Source organism: Knoellia remsis (assembly GCF_003002895.1).
Lineage (GTDB): Bacteria > Actinomycetota > Actinomycetes > Actinomycetales > Dermatophilaceae > Knoellia > Knoellia remsis.
Genome location: NZ_PVTI01000020.1, coordinates 49,486 through 67,914, shown reverse-complemented (window position 1 = coordinate 67,914; position 18,429 = coordinate 49,486). Strand labels below are relative to the sequence as shown.

The following is an 18,429-nucleotide window of genomic DNA, read 5'->3' as shown; positions in this document are numbered from 1 at the left end:
AGGTGCGGTCGCACTCAGCGGTCGCGGCGGGCGATGGAGGTCCAGTCGCCGAAGGTGGGGTGGGGTTCGAACAGGAGACGCTGTGCTTCGGCGGGGTCCATGGGTCCGGTCTCGGATTCCTCGCGGCCGTTGCCGAGGTTCTGGACGTGGAATGCGGACCCGTCGTGCTCGAAGTACGTGCCGCCGGCGCGGGACGGGAAGGCGGAGTCGAGGTCGGGGGAGTCGTACTCCTTGAAGTGCACCTGCTCGAGGAACAGGCCCTTGCTGAAGTCCTGCGGGTTCTCCTTGTCAACCGGCACGAACAGGTAGGTCAACACCTCCCGGAGTTCCTCGTCCAGCCACACCACGAGGTAGTCGAGGTGTCGCTCCGACACTTGGATGACTTGGCGCGGGCGTTCGGGGTCGCCGAACAGCACCCAGTACTCCTCACCCGCCTCGTCTCGGTGATGCGCCTCTGCGGTCGTGTACCGGTCACGGGCCCTGCCGTATCCCAGTAGCCAATGCGCGTAGGAAACTTGGGTGCTCATGTGTACAGCCTTCCCGTGATATCGATGATCTTGATGTTCAGGTCCGCTGCTCGATTGAGCACAGCGTCAGGAATCGGTGATTCTTGGATCGGCACGTGCAGGATCATCTGACCCTTGAGCGATTTCCCCAGCAGTCGTTCGGGTGTGGATGGCACGTCGGCGATGGGGGTGCCGGGCTTGTACTTGGTCGCGAGCTCGTCGAGGTAGCGCAAGGCCGTGCTCTCCTGGACCTCGGCCAGCTGGGTGTGTTTGATCGACCGGATCTGCCGTTCGTAGTCGTTGTAGTGGTCGACCCGGTTGTACCGCGTGTCGAAGTACTCGATCTCGTCGCCCGTGCCCGGCTTCACCTTGCGAACGTACGTCTCGGAGCTCCCGCCCGGAATCTGGTTGAGGCTGGCCTGCTCGGCGCGGTGGAACTTCGACCCCTCGCGCACGCGTCGGAGCCACTCGGGCAGCTGGGACCGCAAGGGCAGTCCACCGCCGCTGTAGACCCGCGACCCGAGAGCCGGGTCGATCGAGACGATCGCTCGGGGCAGCTCGCCGATGTGGTCACGCAGAGACCGGGTCAGGCCGGCGTCCTCGGCGGCGTCGAGCCCGGCGCGCGCTGCACGTCCACCGGCGGCCGCGACTGCGCCTTCTCCCATGAAGGAGAGGACCAGCAGCCCGGCGTCCACCGCGACATCGCTGGGTGAATTCTGCGCGAGGTACTCGTCCATGGTGCCGCGAGGGTCGTCGACGAACCTCCCGAGGTCGTCCGCGCGATCCAGGGCGGTCCACACCGCACCACCCACACCCAAGGCAAAGGCCAGCGTGCCTCCACTGGCAATGACGGCCGCACCCAAAACGACGACTCCCGCGACCTTGAGTCCCGGGGGCAGGTCGTTCCACCACTCGCCGAGCGCCTCCAAGACTCCAGCCAGCCATGGTGACGGCCGAGGACCGTTGAGTTCGATATCGAGCGCTGCGGTGAGCAAGGGCGTCGCGACGAACACCAGCGCCAAGGCCACGAGAGTCAGGAGAGCGGCGACGGCCCGGAACAGGCGTCGACCGTGCGGAGGCGTGTCGAACGCCCATCGGACGACCTCCTCGCGCTGGCGTCGCTGTTGTTCCCACAAGCCACGAACATCACGAACGCGTCGTGCCGCGCGAGAGCGCCAGGACGGACCTGGGGCCGGACTGAACAGGAGCAGCACGGAGTCGCGCAGGTCGCGCGCGAGGATGAAGATCACGTCGACGCCGCTGCCCAGGAACCACCCCACGCGAGCCGAGCCGAGTTCCGCGGTCGCGCGGCGCACGGCAAGGTACCTCCGCTCGAGGAATCCGACCGGCCGGTCCTCCAGCACGTCTGCGAGGTTCGCCAACCGAAACAAGGAAGCATCGAGGACCATGCCGATGACGAGGAGTGCGACGAGCAGCGCCTCACGGCCATGACCGCCGCCGGTCGCGGTGTGGAGCCACACGACGGCTCGTGGGACGACGTCCTCGATCTGGTCGAACGTCTCGTTCAGGCTGCCGTTGCGGGCTGCGTGATCCAGGACAGACAGCAGGAATAGCGCCACAGGGACCAGGCCGGCGATCAGGGCACCGAAGACGCCGACGAGTCGTCCCCGGATGACTCGAACGGCGAGTCCGATCCCGACGGCGATCAATCCCGTGTAGACCGCATGGCCCGCGTAAGGAGGGTTCCCGCCAAAGCCAGTTCCGAACGGGTTGAGTCCGAAGGAGGGAATCTCATAACAGTCGAGCCGCTGCTCCGCATCCCCGAAGGAGCACAGGACGTCCGTGATGCTCTTGCGCCCGGGCCCGAAGAGCAGCACCCGTCGCAGGGCCTCCTCGAGCAGCTGGAAGGCCAGACCTGACATGAAGCCCACCAGCGCCCAGTCGGCGACTGTGAAGCGGCGCACGCGGCCCGGGGCGGCCAGTGCCAGAAGTGCCAGTGGTCCGAGCTTGAGAATCTCCTCGACGATGGAGGCGACGACGACCGCTCCCGCGACCGCGTTGGCCTCACGGAGGCCGCCCGGCCCGCGTGCGAGCCAGCCCGACAGCAGGGCGATCGCGAAGGACCACGGTACGGACAGGGCCAGAATGCGGAAGAGCGTGCGAAGCGCCAGCGTCTTGGTGTGGGCGATGAGGCCCCAACACAAGGCCACCCACATGACGCCGACCCAGACCCGAACGCTCCAGCGCATCGTCGGCCAGGTCACGACAGCGACGAGCAGGACAGCCAGGGCGGCCCAAGTCACGAGATTGGCTACAAGACCGATGCGCTTGGCGAGCTCGGGGCGGCGGCGCCACCACAACGTGCGCCGCGCGCTGACTCGCTCCCACCATTCCCGCGCCGCGAGGTGGTCCTCGGCGGCGGCCGTCATCGTGTTCTCCCCCACGTCGACAACTGTGGCACAACCACGCTGACTGGCTCTGGCTTCATCCACAGGCGTCGGCGGTTGAGACGCGACGAAATCGTCCGGGTGAGCGGACGGCATACGGGAAGATCGGCGCGAATCGGCCACGACGCGCGGCGACGCTACAGTGAGCGCCGACCCACCACGTCAAAGGAAGCGACCGTCGTGAGCACGCCCACCACTCCCATCCCGCAGAGCACCGAACAGCACATCGAGACGACCGAGCGCTACGCGGCGCACAACTACCACCCGCTGCCGGTCGTCCTCGCGAGCGGCGACGGCGCGTGGGTCACCGACGTCGACGGCAAGCGCTACCTCGACTGCCTCGCGGGGTACTCGGCCCTGAACTTCGGCCACTCGCACCCGCAGCTCGTCGAGCGCGCCCGCCAGCAGCTCGGCACCCTCACCCTGACGAGCCGCGCGTTCTTCAACGACCAGCTCGGCCCGTTCGCGCAGGCGCTCGCCGAGCTCACCGGCAAGGACATGGTGCTGCCGATGAACTCCGGCGCCGAGGCCGTCGAGACCGCGCTCAAGGTGAGCCGCCGCTGGGGCTACGAGGTCAAGGGCGTTCCCGAGGACCAGGCGAACATCATCGTCATGGAGGGCAACTTCCACGGCCGCACGACGACGATCATCAGCTTCAGCGACGACAAGGTCGCCCACGACAACTACGGTCCCTACACCCCCGGGTTCCGGGCCGTCCGCTACGGCGACATCGAGGCGCTGCGCGCGGCCATCGACGAGTTCACGGTCGCCGTCCTGCTCGAGCCAATCCAGGGCGAGGGCGGCGTCGTCGTCCCGCCCGAGGGCTTCCTGCGCGATGTCCGCGCACTCTCCTCCGAGGCGAACATCCTCATGGTCGCCGACGAGATCCAGTCCGGCCTCGCGCGCACCGGCACGACCTTCGCCTGCGACCTCGAGGACGTCGTGCCCGACATGTACATCCTCGGCAAGGCCCTCGGCGGCGGGCTCTATCCCGTCTCCGCGGTCGCCGCGAACACCGACGTCCTCGGGGTCATCACGCCGGGCTCGCACGGGTCGACCTTCGGCGGCAACCCGCTCGCTGCCGCGATCGGGCACGAGGTATGCCGTCTGCTCGCCACGGGCGAGTACCAGGAGCGCGCGGCCCGCCTGGGTGAGCGCCTGCGGGCCGGTCTCGAGCCGCTCGTCGGCTCCGGTCTCGACGCGGTGCGGGTGCGCGGCCTGTGGGCCGGGCTCGACGTGTCGCCGGGTGGGCCGACGGGGCGTGAGCTGTGCGAGCGGCTGATGGAGCGCGGCATCCTCGCCAAGGACACGCACGGCATGACGATCCGGCTCGCGCCGCCGCTCGTCATCACCGAGGACGAGGTCGACCAGCTCGTCGCGGCCGTCAAGGACTCACTCGCCGGCTGACCGGCAACGGGCCGCGAAGTGTTGACGGCCCGGACCCGCTCAACGCGCCAGCGGCCAGAGTCGAGTGGGCCCAAGGTTGGGAACACCCTTGTGCGAGAAACGATCCACCCTAGCGGTGGAGGCGAAGCAGGGCTCACTGATCCCTGGTGGGGGACTGGGACTGTAGCCCGGGCGTCGAAACCGCCACGGTCGCCGCGAGTCGCGGCTCGGCGGCGCCGGGAACCTCGGAGAGCCGGAGCGTGGCATGGCGCTTGCCAGCGGGACGAGTCAGCTCGGCGATGTCGGGCGCCCCGGAGCCGATGCACCCGGCATACGTCAGGGTCCAACCCTGGGCCCGCAGGCGTGCGACCACGGCAGCCAGCCCGTCGGTGGTGGTGACCTCGTCGGACCGGCCCACAGCGGCATCCCGGGCCTCGGTCGCGCCTGTCTCCGGAGGTGTCGTGATGGTCAGCCCGAGCTCACGCAGGACCGGGTCGTCCGCGACCGCGGCGACGGCCGTGGACAGCCCGTCCTCACCGGCATCCGACCACTCGGGCGGGTCGAGCGACCCGTCCTCGAGGTCGAGGTTGCTGGGCGTGGGGGCGCCCGAGGGTGGCGCGCTGGACGTCGGCGATCCGGTGACGAGGCAGGTGCTGGCCAAGTCGAGCGAGGTCGATGCCGGCCACCCCGGATCCAGGTGGTGGGGTACCTCGGCGCTGAGCTCGACGACGGTCCCCGAGGCGGAGGAGAGGGCCGCCTCCAAAGTCACGAGTGCCGCGTCACCTCCGGTTCCACGGCCCAGGGACGCGGCCACGGACCCTGGCTCTCCAGGCTCGTCCGGATCGCAGCTCACGGACACGAGGGCCCATCCCGCCGACGTGGCGGCTCGGACCTCGGCGAGCGCCACTGCGCGCGGCTCGGCTGCCGTCGTGTAGCTGCGACCCGCGACATCGCGGGACAGGCCGGTGCCGTTCGGGCCGGCGAGGGTGGTCCCCTCGGCCGCCAGCCACGGGTCGGCCCAAACCTTCTGGGCGCGCGAGAGGTCGGTGGCGTTCGGGTACGCCCGGCCGTCCCTGGGCACACACCCTGCGAAAGTCGCCACCGACACGAGCGCGGTGACGACCATGCAACCTGTCCGCAGGGTTCCCTTCATGCCGACCACCCTTGCACGGCTCGAGCTCCTCGCGGGTCTCGCCGGACTCGGGCTCGTAGACGCGCAGGTTGCCGTCCACGGCACTGGTGACGAGGACGATGTGGCTGCCGGAGCCCGACTCGTAAGTGTCGACCGGCACCGAGTTCCCGTTGTCCGCTGCCCGGACGATGCGGTCATAGGTCGCGGCAGTCTCGTGAGTCCACCATGTCGGTCGTGCACGTGCCTCCGGTGCCCGCGTCGCCGACCGGAGTCAAGGGATTCCGGTCGTTCCACTGGTCAGTCGGTGGCGCGGCGGGCGTTGCGGGTGATCTCCTCGACGATCTCGAGCCGGCGGCCCTTGGGCAGGTCGTGCCCCATCTCGGGGAACATGATGAGCCGCGACCCCGGGATGGCCCGCGCCGTCGCGACGCCGCCGCTCGGCAGGACGAGCCGGTCGCGCAGGCCGTGGATGACGAGGGTCGGCACGGTGATCTCGCGCAGCCGCGGCGTCCGGTCGGGGGAGGCGTTGATGGCGGCGAGCTGGCGGTCCCGGCTGGCAGTGGTGATGCCACCACGGTCGAGGTGCAGTCCGGCAAGCACCCGCATCTCATCCTCGTCGAACTCGGAGCCGGCGATGATCCGGAACGACTCGATGCCGCGCTGCACCGCCTCCTCGCGCGTCGTCGGAGCGGGTGCGCGCATGAGCCGAAGGAACGGTCGCAGGAGTCGGGCGGAGGTGCGGCCGTTCCTCGGGTCGCCGGTGTTCGACATGATCGAGCACAGGGAGCGCACGCGCTCCGGACGCCGCAGAGTGAGCTCCTGCGCGATCATCCCGCCCATCGACATCCCGACGACGTGGGCCGTGCCCACGCCGAGATGGTCGAGCAGTCCCGCCGCGTCCTCGGCGAGGTCGACGAGGGTGTAGTCCGCAGTCGCCCAGCGACGCGAGGCCAGCCCCGCTGCCAGGACCACCGGTTTCGGCCGTGGAGTCTCGGTGTACCCCGACAGCCCTTGGTCACGGTTGTCGTAGCGGATCACCCGGAACCCCTGAGCCACAAGGGCTTCCACGAGGTCGGGCGGCCATGCCACGAGCTGGGCGCCCATGCCCATGATGAGCAGGATCGGCTCGCCGTCGTCAGGTCCGTCGACCTCGTACTCGATGTCGACGTCGCCGATGCGCGCAGAAGTCATGCGAGCATCCAACCAAGCAACCGGCGGCGTCCCGGAGGAGGGGTGAGCACCCCCACGTAGTCTGTGCGCCGTGGTTCTCGTGCTCACCCAGGTGCTCGTCGCAGCAGCCGCGCTGCTGTTCGTCGTCGCCCTCGTCTATGCCGCCATCGACCGGCTCATCGACAACTTCCTGCTTGGCCTCGCCACCCTCGTCGAGCTCGGAGTCGTCGCCCAGCTCGTGCGCGGTCTGTTCGGCCTCGGCCGGATCGACACCGGCAGCGACACGGCGACCTTCGCGGCATACCTGCTCACGCTGCCGTTCGTCCTCGCGATCACGGTGTGGAGCGCCATCAAGGACAAGACCCGGTGGGCCATGGTCGCCGTCGCCGTGGGTGCCTTCGCCGTCGTGGTGATGACCCTGAGGCTGCAGCAGATCTGGGACCTGCATGCCTGAGACGGCCGGCCCCGTGCACGATGCACCGCACGGCGAGCACTCCTCGCGCGGTCCCGGCCGGATCCTCGTCGCCGTCTACGGCATCCTCGCGCTCGCGGCGACCGGCCGGTCCACCCTGCAGATCCTCGAGTACTTCGACCGGGCGCCGCTGGCCTATCTGCTCTCCGCCCTCGCCGCCGTGATCTACATCGTCGCGACCATCGGCATGGCCCGTGGCGACCGCACCTCGACGCGCGTCGCGCTGCTCGCGTGCACCGTCGAGCTCGTCGGTGTCCTCGTCGTCGGGGCGTTGTCGTATGCCGTGCCGAGCGCCTTCCCGGACAAGACCGTGTGGTCCCATTTCGGGTCGGGGTACGGCTACGTGCCCCTCGTCCTGCCAGTGCTGGGGATCTGGTGGCTCAGGCGGGTCCGCGCAGCGAGCTCAGGCGTCCGATGACCTCGCCCAGAGGTTGATGCCCGCGTCGACGGCGTGCTTGTCGATCTTCGCGAGCTCGGCGTCGGTGAATGCCAGGTTCTTCACGGCCTGGAGGTTGTCGTCGAGCTGCTCGACGCTCGAGGCACCGACGAGGACGGAGGTGACGCGGTGGTCGCGCAGCAGCCACGCGATCGCCATCTGGGCGAGGGTCTGGCCGCGCTTCTTCGCCATCGTGTTGAGGGCGCGCACGTGCTTGAGCGAGGTCTCGGTGAGCAGGTCGGGCGACAGGCTCTTGCCCTGCGAGGCACGCGAGCCCTGGGGGATCCCCTTGAGGTACTTGCTCGTGAGCATGCCCTGGGCGAGCGGTGAGAAGGCGATGCAGCCGACGCCGGTCTCCTCGAGAACGTCGAGCAGGTCCTCCTCGACCCAACGGTTGAGCATCGAGTACGACGGCTGGTTGATGAGCAGGGGAGTGCCCATCTCGCGCAGGATGTCGACCGCCTCGCGGGTGCGCTCACCGGAGTAGGACGAGATGCCGACGTAGAGCGCCTTGCCTTGTCGCACAAGGGTGTCCAGCGCGCCCATGGTCTCCTCGAGTGGGGTCGTCTCATCGAAGCGGTGGCTGTAGAAGATGTCGACGTAGTCCAGGCCCATCCGCTTGAGCGACTGGTCGGCGCTGGCAAGGATGTACTTGCGGCTGCCGCCGCCCTGGCCGTAGGGGCCGGGCCACATGTCGTAGCCGGCCTTGCTGCTGATGATGAGCTCGTCGCGGTAGGGCCGGAAGTCGCGCGCGAAGATCGTGCCGAAGTTGCGCTCGGCGGAGCCGTAGGGCGGGCCGTAGTTGTTCGCGAGGTCGAAGTGCGTGATCCCCTTGTCGAAGGCCCGTCGCAGGATCGCCTGCTGGCGCTCGAGGGGCACGTCGTCGCCGAAGTTGTGCCACAGCCCAAGCGAGATGGCGGGCAGGTCGAGACCCGACCGCCCGACGCGACGGAACGGCATACCGGCTCGGTAGCGGCCTGCGGCCGCCTTGTACTCATCGGCGTGGAAGGTCATGTCACCCATCTTGCCGGTCCGAGGACCGAGACGCAGGTATGCCGCCCGCTCGCCATCTCCTACCGTTGCAGTGGGTCATGAGTGTCAGCGCGAAGCCCCGGCTCGCTGACCGGCAACCCTCCAACCGCGGTGGGGTGCCCCGGGTGAGGACCTGGCGGCACGTCGACCGGCGGCCGCAAGCACGGCTATCCAAGGAGCACAACCATGGCCACCGAGCCGACCACCTCGACGACCCCTGACACCGCGTCCGCGCCCGAACCGAACTGGTCCTTCGAGACGCGACAGATCCACGCCGGTCAGGCGCCGGATGCCGCCACCGGCGCCCGGGCGCTCCCCATCTACCAGACGACCTCCTACGTCTTCAACGACACCGAGCACGCGGCAAACCTGTTCGCGCTCAAGGAGTTCGGCAACATCTACACCCGCATCATGAACCCGACGCAGGACGCGGTCGAGCAACGGATCGCCTCGCTCGAGGGAGGTGTCGGTGCACTGCTCGTCGCGTCCGGCCAGGCCGCTGAGACGCTGGCGATCCTCAACATCGCCGAGGCCGGCGACCACGTCGTCGCGTCGCCGTCGCTCTACGGCGGGACGTACAACCTGCTCAAGCACACACTGCCCAAGTTCGGGATCGAGGTCACCTTCGTCGAGGACACGACGGACCCCGAGTCGTGGCGAGCAGCGGTGCGCCCCAACACCAAGCTCTTCTTCGGCGAGACGATCAGCAACCCCAAGATCGAGATCCTCGACGTGGAAAGCGTTGCGGCGGTGGCTCATTCCGTGGGAGTGCCGCTCGTCGTCGACAACACCGTGGCGACCCCGTTCGTGTTGCGCCCGCTCGAGCACGGCGCCGACATCGTCGTCCACTCGGCGACGAAGTACCTCGGGGGTCACGGCACGACCATCGCCGGCGTCATCGTCGACGGCGGGTCCTTCGACTTCGCCACGGACCCCGAGAAGTTCCCGAACTTCAACACGCCGGAGGAGAGCTACCACGGGCTCGTGTTCGCCCGCGACCTCGGCGTCGGGTCACCGCCCGGCGCGAACCTGGCCTACATCCTCAAGGCGCGGGTACAGCTGCTGCGCGACCTCGGTCCGGCCATCGCGCCGTTCAACGCCTTCCTCATCGCGCAGGGGCTGGAGACGCTGAGCCTGCGCATCGAGCGGCACCTGGCCAACACGCGTGCCGTCGCGGAGTTCCTGCAGGGACACGATCAGGTCGAGTCGGTGCGCTGGGCGTCGCTGCCCGGCGACCCGTTCCACGAGCTGGCGCAGAAGTACACGCCGCTGGGATCCGGCGCCGTGCTTGCGTTCGAGATCGCCGGGGGAGCGGAGGCGGGCCGGACCTTCGTGGAGGCGCTCCGGCTGCACTCGCACGTCGCGAACCTCGGCGACGTGCGTTCGCTCGCGATCCACCCGGCGACGACCACGCACTCGCAGGGCCCGGACAGCGACCGGCTCGCGGCCGGAGTGACGCCGGGGCTCGTACGGCTCGCCGTGGGCATCGAGCACATCGACGACATCCTCGCCGACCTCGAGCAGGGCTTCGTCGCGGCCAAGGGCGCCTGACCGGCTGGCCTCGCGCCCTGAGACGGGTCGCCTGTGGAAAACTCCGCGGCCGATTTCTCGATCCGCCCTACCGTCGGAGCATGACTCAGATGCGGATCGGTGCGGAGGTCATTGCCTCGCTGGGTGTATCGCTCGGCGAGGTCGCAGACGCGCTCGAGGCCACCAAGGATGCCCAAGCGGATCGCTGGGCTCTGGGCTGTGGCAGGAGTTCGGAGGCTTTCGACGACCTCGTGGCCGGCTGGCGTCGCAACCGGCTCCTGCTCGTCGAGGTACTTCGCGACCTGGGCGACAAGGCACAGGTGGCCGGGGCCGCCTACGTGGAGACCGAGGCGACGACGACGCGACTGTTCGGGGGGCCCACCCGATGATCGGTCAGGTGCTGCCGCAGATCGAGGGCGACTACACGTCAGCGATGGCACCCGCCGATGCATTGAGCACCGGTGCGGCCAGGCTGAGCTCGATCAACGCGACCCTCGTGGGCATCAAGGCGGGCTCATCGTGGGAGTCACCGGCCGGAGAGGCCTTTGCCGACGCCGTGCGCGAGTCGCCCCCGCTGCTCGACGCGTTGATCGACCGCTACCGCGGCGCGGCGACCGCCATCCGCGCGCTCGCCGACGTACTGGTCGAGACCCAGGTCGAGGCGCGGCGCGCTGAGGAGCTCCGGTCGGGTGCCTGGTTCACGTACCAGTCACTCGAAGACCGGCTCGTTGCCCTGGCCGGACAGGAACCCGAGACGAGCGAGCTGTCGCGGCTACAGATCGAGCAGGTGGACTGGATGAACCGGGCCACCGAGCGGCATCGTCGCGCGTGGGACCGGTTCACCGAGGCCGACGAGCGATGCGCGGTAGCTCTGCGGCGACTCGCGGACGACATCCTCGACGACTCCGCGACATACACGGCCCTGGCGAAGATGCAGAACTACTCGGAGGAGATCGCTTCGATCCCCTCGGTTTTTCGCAGGGGGCCGGTCGCCGCCCTGACGACGACCGGTGACGTGATGGGGACAGTGAGTGACGCGGCACTGCTCATCTTCTACTCCGAGGGCAGCTGGAAGAAGGTCGGGGTCAACGTGGCGGCGCGTGCGGCGTCCTATGGCGCTGGCAGGCTCACAGTGGGGTCGCAGCTGGGTGCACGACCGTTCTCGAGAGTGGCCGACCAGTCGCGGGGGTACGTGGGAGACCGGCAGCTGACCTTCGGTTACCGCGTCGGCGCGTCGATCCGCGAAGGGGTGCACACGGCATACCCCAAAATCAGCAAGGGGCTCGACCCGAAGTACTCGCCCGAGCGCATGATCGTCGCTCTCACACCTCCGGCGATGCCGGCATTCAAGGGAATGTCATGGGGGCAGAAGGCCGCAGCCGCGAAGACGTATGCCGTCACGCAGGCGCGCTACCAGGCCGACAAGACGTTCCTCGACGGGTGGCGTGCTGCGACGGCGGGGGGTACCACCGCGCAGCGCATGTATGTCGCTGGGGTCACCCTGGAGCGCGTGGAGCCGAAGCTCACGTCGGCCGCCAACGCGGCACTCACGCCGAAGTCGAGTGAGTGTGCCTCGACTCCCGACCTATCCTTGAGCGCGTGCCAGAGCGGAACCGGGGAGGTCGAAGGGGGCGCCCAGCCGACCCCGCGCCCCTGAACCGCGCCGCCCCTGCCCACGACCCGGTCGACGCGTCCCGCCTGCACTACCCCGACCAGCTCCCTGTCGTCGCCCGCCGCGACGACATCCTCGCCGCGATCCGTGACCACCAGGTCGTCGTCATCGCCGGCGAGACCGGCTCGGGCAAGACCACGCAGCTGCCGAAGATGTGCCTCGAGCTCGGCCTCGGCAGCCGCGGCCAGATCGGCCACACCCAGCCGCGCCGCATCGCCGCCCGCTCCGTGGCCGAACGCATCGCCGAGGAGATGCAGGTCGACCTCGGTGACCTCGTGGGCTATCAGGTCCGGTTCACCGACAACTCCAGCGACCGGACCCGCGTCAAGGTGATGACCGACGGCATCCTGCTCGCCGAGCTGCAGCGCGACCGCGACCTGCGCCGCTACGACACGATCATCATCGACGAGGCCCACGAGCGCAGCCTCAACATCGACTTCATCCTCGGCTACCTCAAGTCCCTCCTGCCGCGTCGTCCCGACCTCAAGGTCATCATCACGTCGGCGACGATCGACCCCGACCGGTTCGCCCGCCACTTCGCGACCGACGTCCGAGGCAACACCGTGCGCGAGGTCCCCGTCATCGAGGTCTCCGGGCGCACCTACCCGGTGGAGGTCCGCTACCGGCCGCTCGTCGAACGCGACGCCGACGGCGTCATCACCCGCGACCGCGACCAGGTCACCGGCGTCGTCGAGGCGGTCGAGGAGCTGTGGACCGAGACGCCACCCGGACACCCGGCGACCGACATCCTGTGCTTCTTCTCCGGGGAGCGCGAGATCCGCGACGCCGCCGACGCCCTGAGCAGGCTCGACCTGCCGAACACCGAGATCCTGCCGCTCTATGCGCGGCTCTCCGCCGCCGAGCAGCACCGTGTCTTCACCCGCGGCAGTGGTCGCCGCATCATCCTCGCCACCAACGTCGCCGAGACCTCGCTCACCGTCCCCGGCATCGGCTACGTCGTCGACACCGGCACCGCCCGCATCTCCCGCTACTCGCAGCGCACCAAGGTCCAGCGTCTGCCGATCGAGCCGATCTCGCAGGCCAGCGCGAACCAGCGTTCCGGACGCACCGGCCGCGTGGCCGACGGCGTCGCGATCCGCCTCTACTCGGAGGAGGACTACGAGTCCCGGCCAGAGTTCACCGAGCCCGAGATCCAGCGCACCTCGCTCGCCTCGGTCATCCTGCAGATGACCTCGCTCGGCCTCGGTGATGTCGCCCGTTTCCCGTTCGTCGACCCGCCGGACCCGCGGCAGGTCGCCGACGGCGTCCGGCTCCTCGAGGAGCTGCGCGCGGTCCGCGAGGGGGAGGGGCGTCGCGGCGAGAAGCGCCTCACGGCATACGGCAAGACGTTGGCGCGACTGCCAATCGACCCACGGCTCGGGCGCATGCTCATCGAGGCCGGACGGCTCGGCTGCACGAAGGAGGTCCTCGTCATCGTCGCCGCCCTGTCGATCCAGGACCCGCGCGAGCGGCCGGTCGACAAGGAGGCGCAGGCGAAGCAACAGCACGCCCGCTTCAAGAGCGAGACATCAGACTTCGCGAGCTACCTCGCGCTGTGGCGCTATCTCAAGAAGCAGCAGAAAGCGTTGTCCGGCAGTGCTTTTCGTCGCATGTGCAAGGCCGAGTTCCTGCACTACCTCCGGATCCGCGAGTGGCAGGACCTGCACCAGCAGCTGCGCACCGCATGCAAGCAGGCGCGCATCGATCCTGACCTCGCCACCTCCGCCAAGGACGGCGAGCCCGACTGGGACCGCATCCACCAGGCCCTTCTCGCGGGCCTGCTCTCGCACGTGGGCGTGCGCGACGAGAGCAGGCGTGAGTATGCCGGTGCGCGCGGTTCGCGGTTCGCGATCAATCCCGGGTCGGGCCTGTTCCGCAAGCAGCCCGATGTCGTCATGGCCGGTGAGCTCGTCGAGACGACAAGGCTCTGGGCCCGCGTCAACGCGGCGATCGACCCGGTGTGGGCCGAGGAGGTCGGCGCGCACCTCGTCAAGCGCACCCACAGCGAGCCGCGCTGGTCGAAGTCGCGGGGGAGCGTCGTCGCCACCGAGCGCGTGACCCTCTACGGCGTGCCGCTCGTCGTCGACCGCACCGTGCAGTACGGCCGGATCAACCCGGAGGAAGCACGGGACCTCTTCATCCGGAATGCTCTCGTCGAGGGTGACTGGGACACGCACCATGCGTTCTGGAAGGCGAACAGCGAACTGCTGCAACGGCTTTCGGAGCTCGAGGAGCGAGCCCGCCGCCGCGACCTCATCGTCGACGACGAGGTGCTCTTCGAGTTCTACGACGCCCGCATCCCACCCGACGTCAGCTCGGTCGCGGACTTCGACCGGTGGTGGAAGGGCGAACGACGGCGCCGCCCGGACCTGCTCACCTTCACCGAGGACCTGCTGACGCGCGAGGACGCCGACGAGGTGTCGGCGAGCGACTACCCGCGGACGTGGCGTCAGGGGGACCTCGAGCTCGACGTGACCTACCAGTTCTCGCCGGGCGAGGCGGCCGACGGCGTCACCGTCCATGTCCCGACGGCGGTCCTCAACCGCGTCACCGACGGCGGCTTCGACTGGCAGGTGCCCGGGCTGCGTGAGGACCTCGCGGTGGCGCTGCTCAAGTCGCTGCCCAAGGCGACGCGTCGTCACTTCGTCCCGACGCCGGACCACGCGCACGCAGCTCTCGCGCAGGCCGGCCCCGCAGGAGACCAGCCCTTCACCGACGCCCTCGCCACCGCCCTCAAGGAGCGCACCGGTGTCACCGTCCCGGCGGGGGAGTGGGACTGGGCGCGCGTCCCCGACCACCTGCGCATCACCTTCTCGGTCGAGGGCCCGGACGGCCGCGTCATCGCCCGAGGCAAGGACCTCGACGCACTGCGCAGCTCGTCCAAGGGGGCGGTGCGCAAACGGATGGCGCGCGCCGGCGCCGCCATCGAGCGCACCGGACTGACGACGTGGGACGTGGAGGAGGTGCCAGTGACCTTCGAGGGCCGGTCCGCCGGCCACACGGTGCAGGGCTTCCCAGCCCTCGTCGACGAGGGAGCGGCTGTGTCCCTGCGCGTCCTCGACCATGCCGGCACCGCCGAGGCCGCGCACCGGGCCGGCGTCCGGCGCCTGCTCATCCTCGGCACGACCCCACCGTGGAAGCGCGTCCTCGCGAAGCTCACCAACGCCCAGAAGCTCGCGCTCGGCCAGAACCCGCACGGCTCCGTCCCGGCGCTCCTCGAGGACTGCCTCTCTGCAGCGGTCGACGCCATTGTCGCCGACCACGTCGGCGGGCCGGTGCGCACGCGTGCCGAGTTCGACGCGGCCCAGGCGGCCGTGCGGACCCACGTCGTCGCCCGCGTCCTCCAGGTCGTCGAGGCGGTCGAGCCCGTCCTCGCCCTCGCGACCGAGGTGCGCGCGCGACTCGACGCCATCGCGACCGGAGCCGCCGCTCGCAGCCTCGCCTCGACGACGGCCGACGTGCGTGCCCAGCTCGACGGCCTCGTCCGGCCCGGGTTCGTCGCCGACACCGGCCTCGCCCGGCTCCCGGACCTGCGCCGCTACCTGCGCGGGATGCTGCACCGTCTCGACAAGGCCCCCACGAACGTGCGCGAAGCGCAGCTGCAGGAACGCATCGACGGCGTCGAGACGGCATACGCCGACCTGCTCGAGGCGCTCCCGGAGACGCGACGCCGCTCGCCCGAGGTGACCGACATCGGCTGGCTCATCGAGGAGCTGCGGGTCAGCGTGTTCGCGCAGTCCCTCGGCACGGCGAGGCCCGTGAGCGAGAAGCGGGTGCGCTCCGCGATCGCGGCCGTGTCGAGCTCCGCGGCCTGAGCGCGCGGGTTTCGGCCGGGAATCCCGACACCCGGCCGGACGTTTGACCTGTCACGTGACCCCCCTGAGAGGCTGTTCCCGTGCAGAACCCGTCTGACCTCTACCGCTTCGAGCTCGACGCCCAGCCGCCCACTCGGCAGCCGGGCGCCCTCATCGTGCTCCTCGGCGCCTTCATCGACGCCGGAAACATCCAGCGCGTCCTCGGGACCCACCTCGTCGACTCGAGCGAGGCCGAGGTCGTCGCGACGTTCGACGTCGACCAGCTGCTCGACTACCGCGGCCGACGCCCGGCGATGGTGTTCGACACGAACCGTTGGGAGAGCTACGCCGACCCGTCGATGGTGCTCTACCGGATGACCGACCGCGACGGCCAGACCTACTACCTCCTCACCGGCCCCGAACCGGACTACCAGTGGGAGCGGGTCATCGAGGCGATCCGCCAGCTCATCCAGATCCTCGGTATCTCCCTCGTCGTGACGAGCCACGGCATCCCCATGGGCGTCCCGCACACCCGACCCGTGGGCATGACCGGGCACGCCACCGACCCGCGCCTCGTCGGCGGCAAGGAGTCGCCGTTCGGTCAGGTCCAGGTGCCGGCGAGCTTCCCGGCGCTGCTCGAGCTGCGCCTCGGCGAGGCCGGCCAGGACGCGCTCGGCTTCGCCATCCACGTGCCGCAGTACCTCGCGCAGGCCGAGTGGGCCGAGGGTGCCCTCGCCGCCCTCAACGCCATCACCGACGCGACCGGGCTCAACCTCCCCAACGACGACCTCATCGCCCGGGTCGGCGAGAACAACCGCGAGATCGCGGCCGAGCTCGCCGACAACGCCGAGGCCGGCCAAGTCGTGCATGCGCTCGAGCAGCAGTACGACGCCTTCGTCGAGGGTCAGGAGCGCCCCAGTCTGCTCGCGACGCAGGCCGAGGACCTCCCGTCGGCCGACGAGATCGGCGCCGACATCGAGGAGTTCCTCAAGGGCGTCAACGACGACTGAGCCTCTTTCCCCTCACTGATGGCGCACAGTTCGCATCGTCGCTGCGCATCCGATGCGAACTGTGCGCAATCAGTGGGCGGTCGGCATGCGAACCGTGCGCAATCAGTGGGCGGTCGACAGGCGAACCGTGCGCAACCAGTCGTGACGAACGGGGCTCTCAGTCCTTGGCGTCGGACCAGCGGGCGATGACCGACGTGTCGGCGACGAACCGTACGGGCGCTCCGACCGACCAGCGACGCGACGCGTCCGCCAGCGCTGAGTCGACGAGCGCGGCGACCTCCTGGGCACGGTCCGCGGGCGCGTGCACGAGCAGCTCGTCGTGCAGGCACAGCACGATCTCCGCCCCGAGCGGGCGGCCGAGCGCCCGCACCGTTGCCGCCCACGCCTTGAAGAGCTCAGCGGCCGCGCCCTGGATGATCGCGTTGCGCGCGAACCGTCCCCGCGCCGCATCCAGGGCGGGGTTCGTGCCGATGGGGGACTGGGCGAGGAAGCGCCCGGTCGGGATGAGCCGACCCCCGAAGGTGCGCACCGGCTCCCCGCGTACGCCCGCGGCATACGCGCGGTCGAGCAGGCCCATCGCGACCGGGTAGGCCCGCTCCAGACCCCGCAGCGCCTCTCCCGCGGCTCCACTGCGCTGACCGTACATCGCGGCGAGCACCGCCACCTTGGCGACCGGGCGCTCGACACCGAGCCGGGCCGCGACCGGGGCATAGAGGTCGTCGGCCTGCGTCGCGGCCGCGAACGCCGCGTCACCCGAGACGACGGCCAGCACGCGCGGCTCGATCTGGCCGAGGTCCGCCCGCACGAAGACATGACCGGGATGGGCGGCCACTCCCGCGCGCAGCGACGCCGGCAGGTTGTGCAGTCCGTTCTCCGCCGTCATCCGTCCGGCCGCGCCGTCACACGCCGTCCACGTGCCGCGCAGCCGGTCGTCCACACCGACGCCGTGGTCGAGCCACCGGTAGCCGTAGGTGGTCGCGATCCGCTCGGCCTTGCGCCACGTGAGCAGCGCGTCGACGACCGGGTGGACCTGCCGGTAGGCGTCGAGGACCCACTTGCGGGTGTTGGGCACGTCGACGCCCACGGCGGCGAGCAGCTCACGGACCTGCGCCGGGTTGCGCAGGTCGGTGCCCTCCCGTCCGGGGACGTGGCGCAGGACCGCTGCGTCGCGTTCGCGTCGCGCCGCGGCCGCGGCCTCCTCCGATGTTGCGCGGGGTCCGGCGAAGTCGGCGATGAGGCGCTCCATCGCCGCGCGGTCGACGGGCAGCCCACCGGTCTCGAGCTCGAGGCACATCGCCGCCGCAGCCGACTCCGAGTGGATCGTCGACACGACTCGCGGACTGACCGAGCTGGCCCGATCCCGTTGTCGCACAGCGCAGTCGAGGGCCGCATCGGCCCAGCGCAGGAGCCGGTCTCCGTCCGTCCCGAGCCACTGGGACTCGGCATCGGGACGCAGGTGCCCGTCCCTGCGGACCAGCTCGTCGGGGTCGACCTCGTCGGTGCCGGAGAAGTCGAACAGATCACCTGCCGACGGTGTCGGCAGCGTCTCGACCGGTATGCCGTGTGCGTGCGCCCAGATGCGTCCGGGCTCCGCGGCCCAGCCGCCGTGGAGGATGCGGTGTGCCTCGGCGAGGTCCCAGGTGCGCGCCGGGGGTGCGCCGGCAGCGGCAGCCAGCGGGGCGGCATACCGGGCGGACCACAGCACCCACCGGGGACGGGACGTGTCCTCGAGACGACCCATCTCGGAGGCCACCTCGGCGACCGTCCCGGCGACCCGGACGCCGTCGCCGGCGAGAGCCGCACGGGCACCGTGGACGACGGCGGCGACGAGGTCGGCGGAGCCGCCGGACTGGGCCATGGGCGCAGCCTAGGTGAGGCGTC

General features: G+C 70.0%; 14 protein-coding genes and 1 riboswitch. Of the genes, 8 read left to right on the top strand and 6 right to left on the bottom strand.

All coding sequences use genetic code 11. The features are described from left to right. Positions 1 to 14: 14 nt before the first annotated feature. Positions 15 to 527: a hypothetical protein gene (locus BCF74_RS12150; RefSeq protein ID WP_146132952.1), complete on the bottom strand. Its 513-nt coding sequence runs from the start codon at positions 525 to 527 to the stop codon at positions 15 to 17. After that, the gene (locus BCF74_RS12145; RefSeq protein ID WP_106298220.1) at positions 524 to 2,911 is read right to left on the bottom strand and encodes a PrsW family intramembrane metalloprotease; all 2,388 of its coding nucleotides are present in this window, start codon (positions 2,909 to 2,911) and stop codon (positions 524 to 526) included. Before BCF74_RS12145 ends, BCF74_RS12150 begins: the two co-directional genes overlap by 4 nt. A 183-nt stretch (positions 2,912 to 3,094) precedes the next feature. On the opposite strand from BCF74_RS12145, the gene rocD reads away from it, so the two are divergent. Beyond that, the gene (gene rocD, locus BCF74_RS12140) at positions 3,095 to 4,321 is read left to right on the top strand and encodes an ornithine--oxo-acid transaminase (RefSeq protein WP_177426658.1); all 1,227 of its coding nucleotides are present in this window, start codon (positions 3,095 to 3,097) and stop codon (positions 4,319 to 4,321) included. Between the two features lie 133 nt (positions 4,322 to 4,454). On the opposite strand, the gene BCF74_RS12135 is transcribed toward rocD, so the two are convergent. Together BCF74_RS12135 and BCF74_RS12130 are read right to left on the bottom strand one after the other, a co-directional pair. Next, positions 4,455 to 5,453: a hypothetical protein gene (locus BCF74_RS12135; RefSeq protein WP_146132950.1), complete on the bottom strand. Its 999-nt coding sequence runs from the start codon at positions 5,451 to 5,453 to the stop codon at positions 4,455 to 4,457. Positions 5,454 to 5,729: 276 nt separating this feature from the next. Beyond that, positions 5,730 to 6,623 (bottom strand): alpha/beta fold hydrolase, encoded by an 894-nt coding sequence (locus tag BCF74_RS12130; RefSeq protein ID WP_106298218.1) that lies wholly within the window; start codon positions 6,621 to 6,623, stop codon positions 5,730 to 5,732. Positions 6,624 to 6,693: 70 nt separating this feature from the next. Here BCF74_RS12130 and BCF74_RS12125 point away from each other — a divergent pair, with 70 nt between their 5' ends. Further along, a complete protein-coding gene (locus BCF74_RS12125) occupies positions 6,694 to 7,056 on the top strand; it encodes a hypothetical protein (RefSeq protein ID WP_106298217.1) in 363 nt (120 codons plus the stop codon). Further along, on the top strand, positions 7,049 to 7,492 hold the full coding sequence (locus BCF74_RS12120; protein ID WP_106298216.1) for a hypothetical protein: 444 nt from the start codon (positions 7,049 to 7,051) through the stop codon (positions 7,490 to 7,492). Before BCF74_RS12125 ends, BCF74_RS12120 begins: the two co-directional genes overlap by 8 nt. Here the strand turns inward: BCF74_RS12120 and mgrA are convergent. Continuing rightward, positions 7,478 to 8,524: an L-glyceraldehyde 3-phosphate reductase gene (gene mgrA, locus BCF74_RS12115; protein WP_106298236.1), complete on the bottom strand. Its 1,047-nt coding sequence runs from the start codon at positions 8,522 to 8,524 to the stop codon at positions 7,478 to 7,480. The two genes, BCF74_RS12120 and mgrA, sit on opposite strands and share 15 nt — an antisense overlap. Positions 8,525 to 8,597: 73 nt before the next feature. After that, positions 8,598 to 8,712, top strand: a riboswitch (SAM riboswitch). 16 nt (positions 8,713 to 8,728) lie between these two features. Between mgrA and BCF74_RS12110 the strand changes: the two genes are divergently transcribed. From BCF74_RS12110 to BCF74_RS12090, 5 genes are all read left to right on the top strand, one after another. Next, positions 8,729 to 10,093 carry a bifunctional o-acetylhomoserine/o-acetylserine sulfhydrylase gene (locus BCF74_RS12110; protein ID WP_106298215.1) on the top strand — a complete coding sequence of 455 codons (1,365 nt, stop codon included), beginning with the start codon at positions 8,729 to 8,731 and terminating at the stop codon, positions 10,091 to 10,093. 80 nt (positions 10,094 to 10,173) lie between these two features. Further along, complete coding sequence (locus BCF74_RS12105; RefSeq protein ID WP_106298214.1) at positions 10,174 to 10,461, top strand: WXG100 family type VII secretion target; 288 nt, start codon at positions 10,174 to 10,176, stop codon at positions 10,459 to 10,461. Then, on the top strand, positions 10,458 to 11,729 hold the full coding sequence (locus BCF74_RS12100; RefSeq protein WP_106298213.1) for a hypothetical protein: 1,272 nt from the start codon (positions 10,458 to 10,460) through the stop codon (positions 11,727 to 11,729). Before BCF74_RS12105 ends, BCF74_RS12100 begins: the two co-directional genes overlap by 4 nt. Continuing rightward, positions 11,726 to 15,559 carry an ATP-dependent RNA helicase HrpA gene (gene hrpA / locus BCF74_RS12095; RefSeq protein WP_177426659.1) on the top strand — a complete coding sequence of 1,278 codons (3,834 nt, stop codon included), beginning with the start codon at positions 11,726 to 11,728 and terminating at the stop codon, positions 15,557 to 15,559. The genes BCF74_RS12100 and hrpA overlap by 4 nt, the downstream gene beginning before the upstream one ends. 80 nt (positions 15,560 to 15,639) lie before the next feature. Beyond that, positions 15,640 to 16,548 carry a proteasome assembly chaperone family protein gene (locus tag BCF74_RS12090; protein WP_106298211.1) on the top strand — a complete coding sequence of 303 codons (909 nt, stop codon included), beginning with the start codon at positions 15,640 to 15,642 and terminating at the stop codon, positions 16,546 to 16,548. 157 nt (positions 16,549 to 16,705) lie between these two features. Here the strand turns inward: BCF74_RS12090 and BCF74_RS12085 are convergent, their stop codons facing one another. Further along, the gene (locus tag BCF74_RS12085; RefSeq protein WP_106298210.1) at positions 16,706 to 18,406 is read right to left on the bottom strand and encodes a DNA polymerase; all 1,701 of its coding nucleotides are present in this window, start codon (positions 18,404 to 18,406) and stop codon (positions 16,706 to 16,708) included. Between the last annotated feature and the right edge of the window lie 23 nt (positions 18,407 to 18,429).

Excerpts from the sequence above, each read along its gene's own strand:
- BCF74_RS12120 (WP_106298216.1), top strand. The coding sequence starts at position 7,049 with ATGCCTGAGACGGCCGGCCCCGTGCACGATGCACCGCACGGCGAGCAC.
- BCF74_RS12085 (WP_106298210.1), bottom strand. The coding sequence starts at position 18,406 with ATGGCCCAGTCCGGCGGCTCCGCCGACCTCGTCGCCGCCGTCGTCCAC.
- mgrA (WP_106298236.1), bottom strand. The coding sequence starts at position 8,524 with ATGACCTTCCACGCCGATGAGTACAAGGCGGCCGCAGGCCGCTACCGA.
- BCF74_RS12150 (WP_146132952.1), bottom strand. The coding sequence starts at position 527 with ATGAGCACCCAAGTTTCCTACGCGCATTGGCTACTGGGATACGGCAGG.
- BCF74_RS12130 (WP_106298218.1), bottom strand. The coding sequence starts at position 6,623 with ATGACTTCTGCGCGCATCGGCGACGTCGACATCGAGTACGAGGTCGAC.
- BCF74_RS12100 (WP_106298213.1), top strand. The coding sequence starts at position 10,458 with ATGATCGGTCAGGTGCTGCCGCAGATCGAGGGCGACTACACGTCAGCG.
- BCF74_RS12135 (WP_146132950.1), bottom strand. The coding sequence starts at position 5,453 with ATGAAGGGAACCCTGCGGACAGGTTGCATGGTCGTCACCGCGCTCGTG.
- BCF74_RS12105 (WP_106298214.1), top strand. The coding sequence starts at position 10,174 with ATGACTCAGATGCGGATCGGTGCGGAGGTCATTGCCTCGCTGGGTGTA.
- BCF74_RS12110 (WP_106298215.1), top strand. The coding sequence starts at position 8,729 with ATGGCCACCGAGCCGACCACCTCGACGACCCCTGACACCGCGTCCGCG.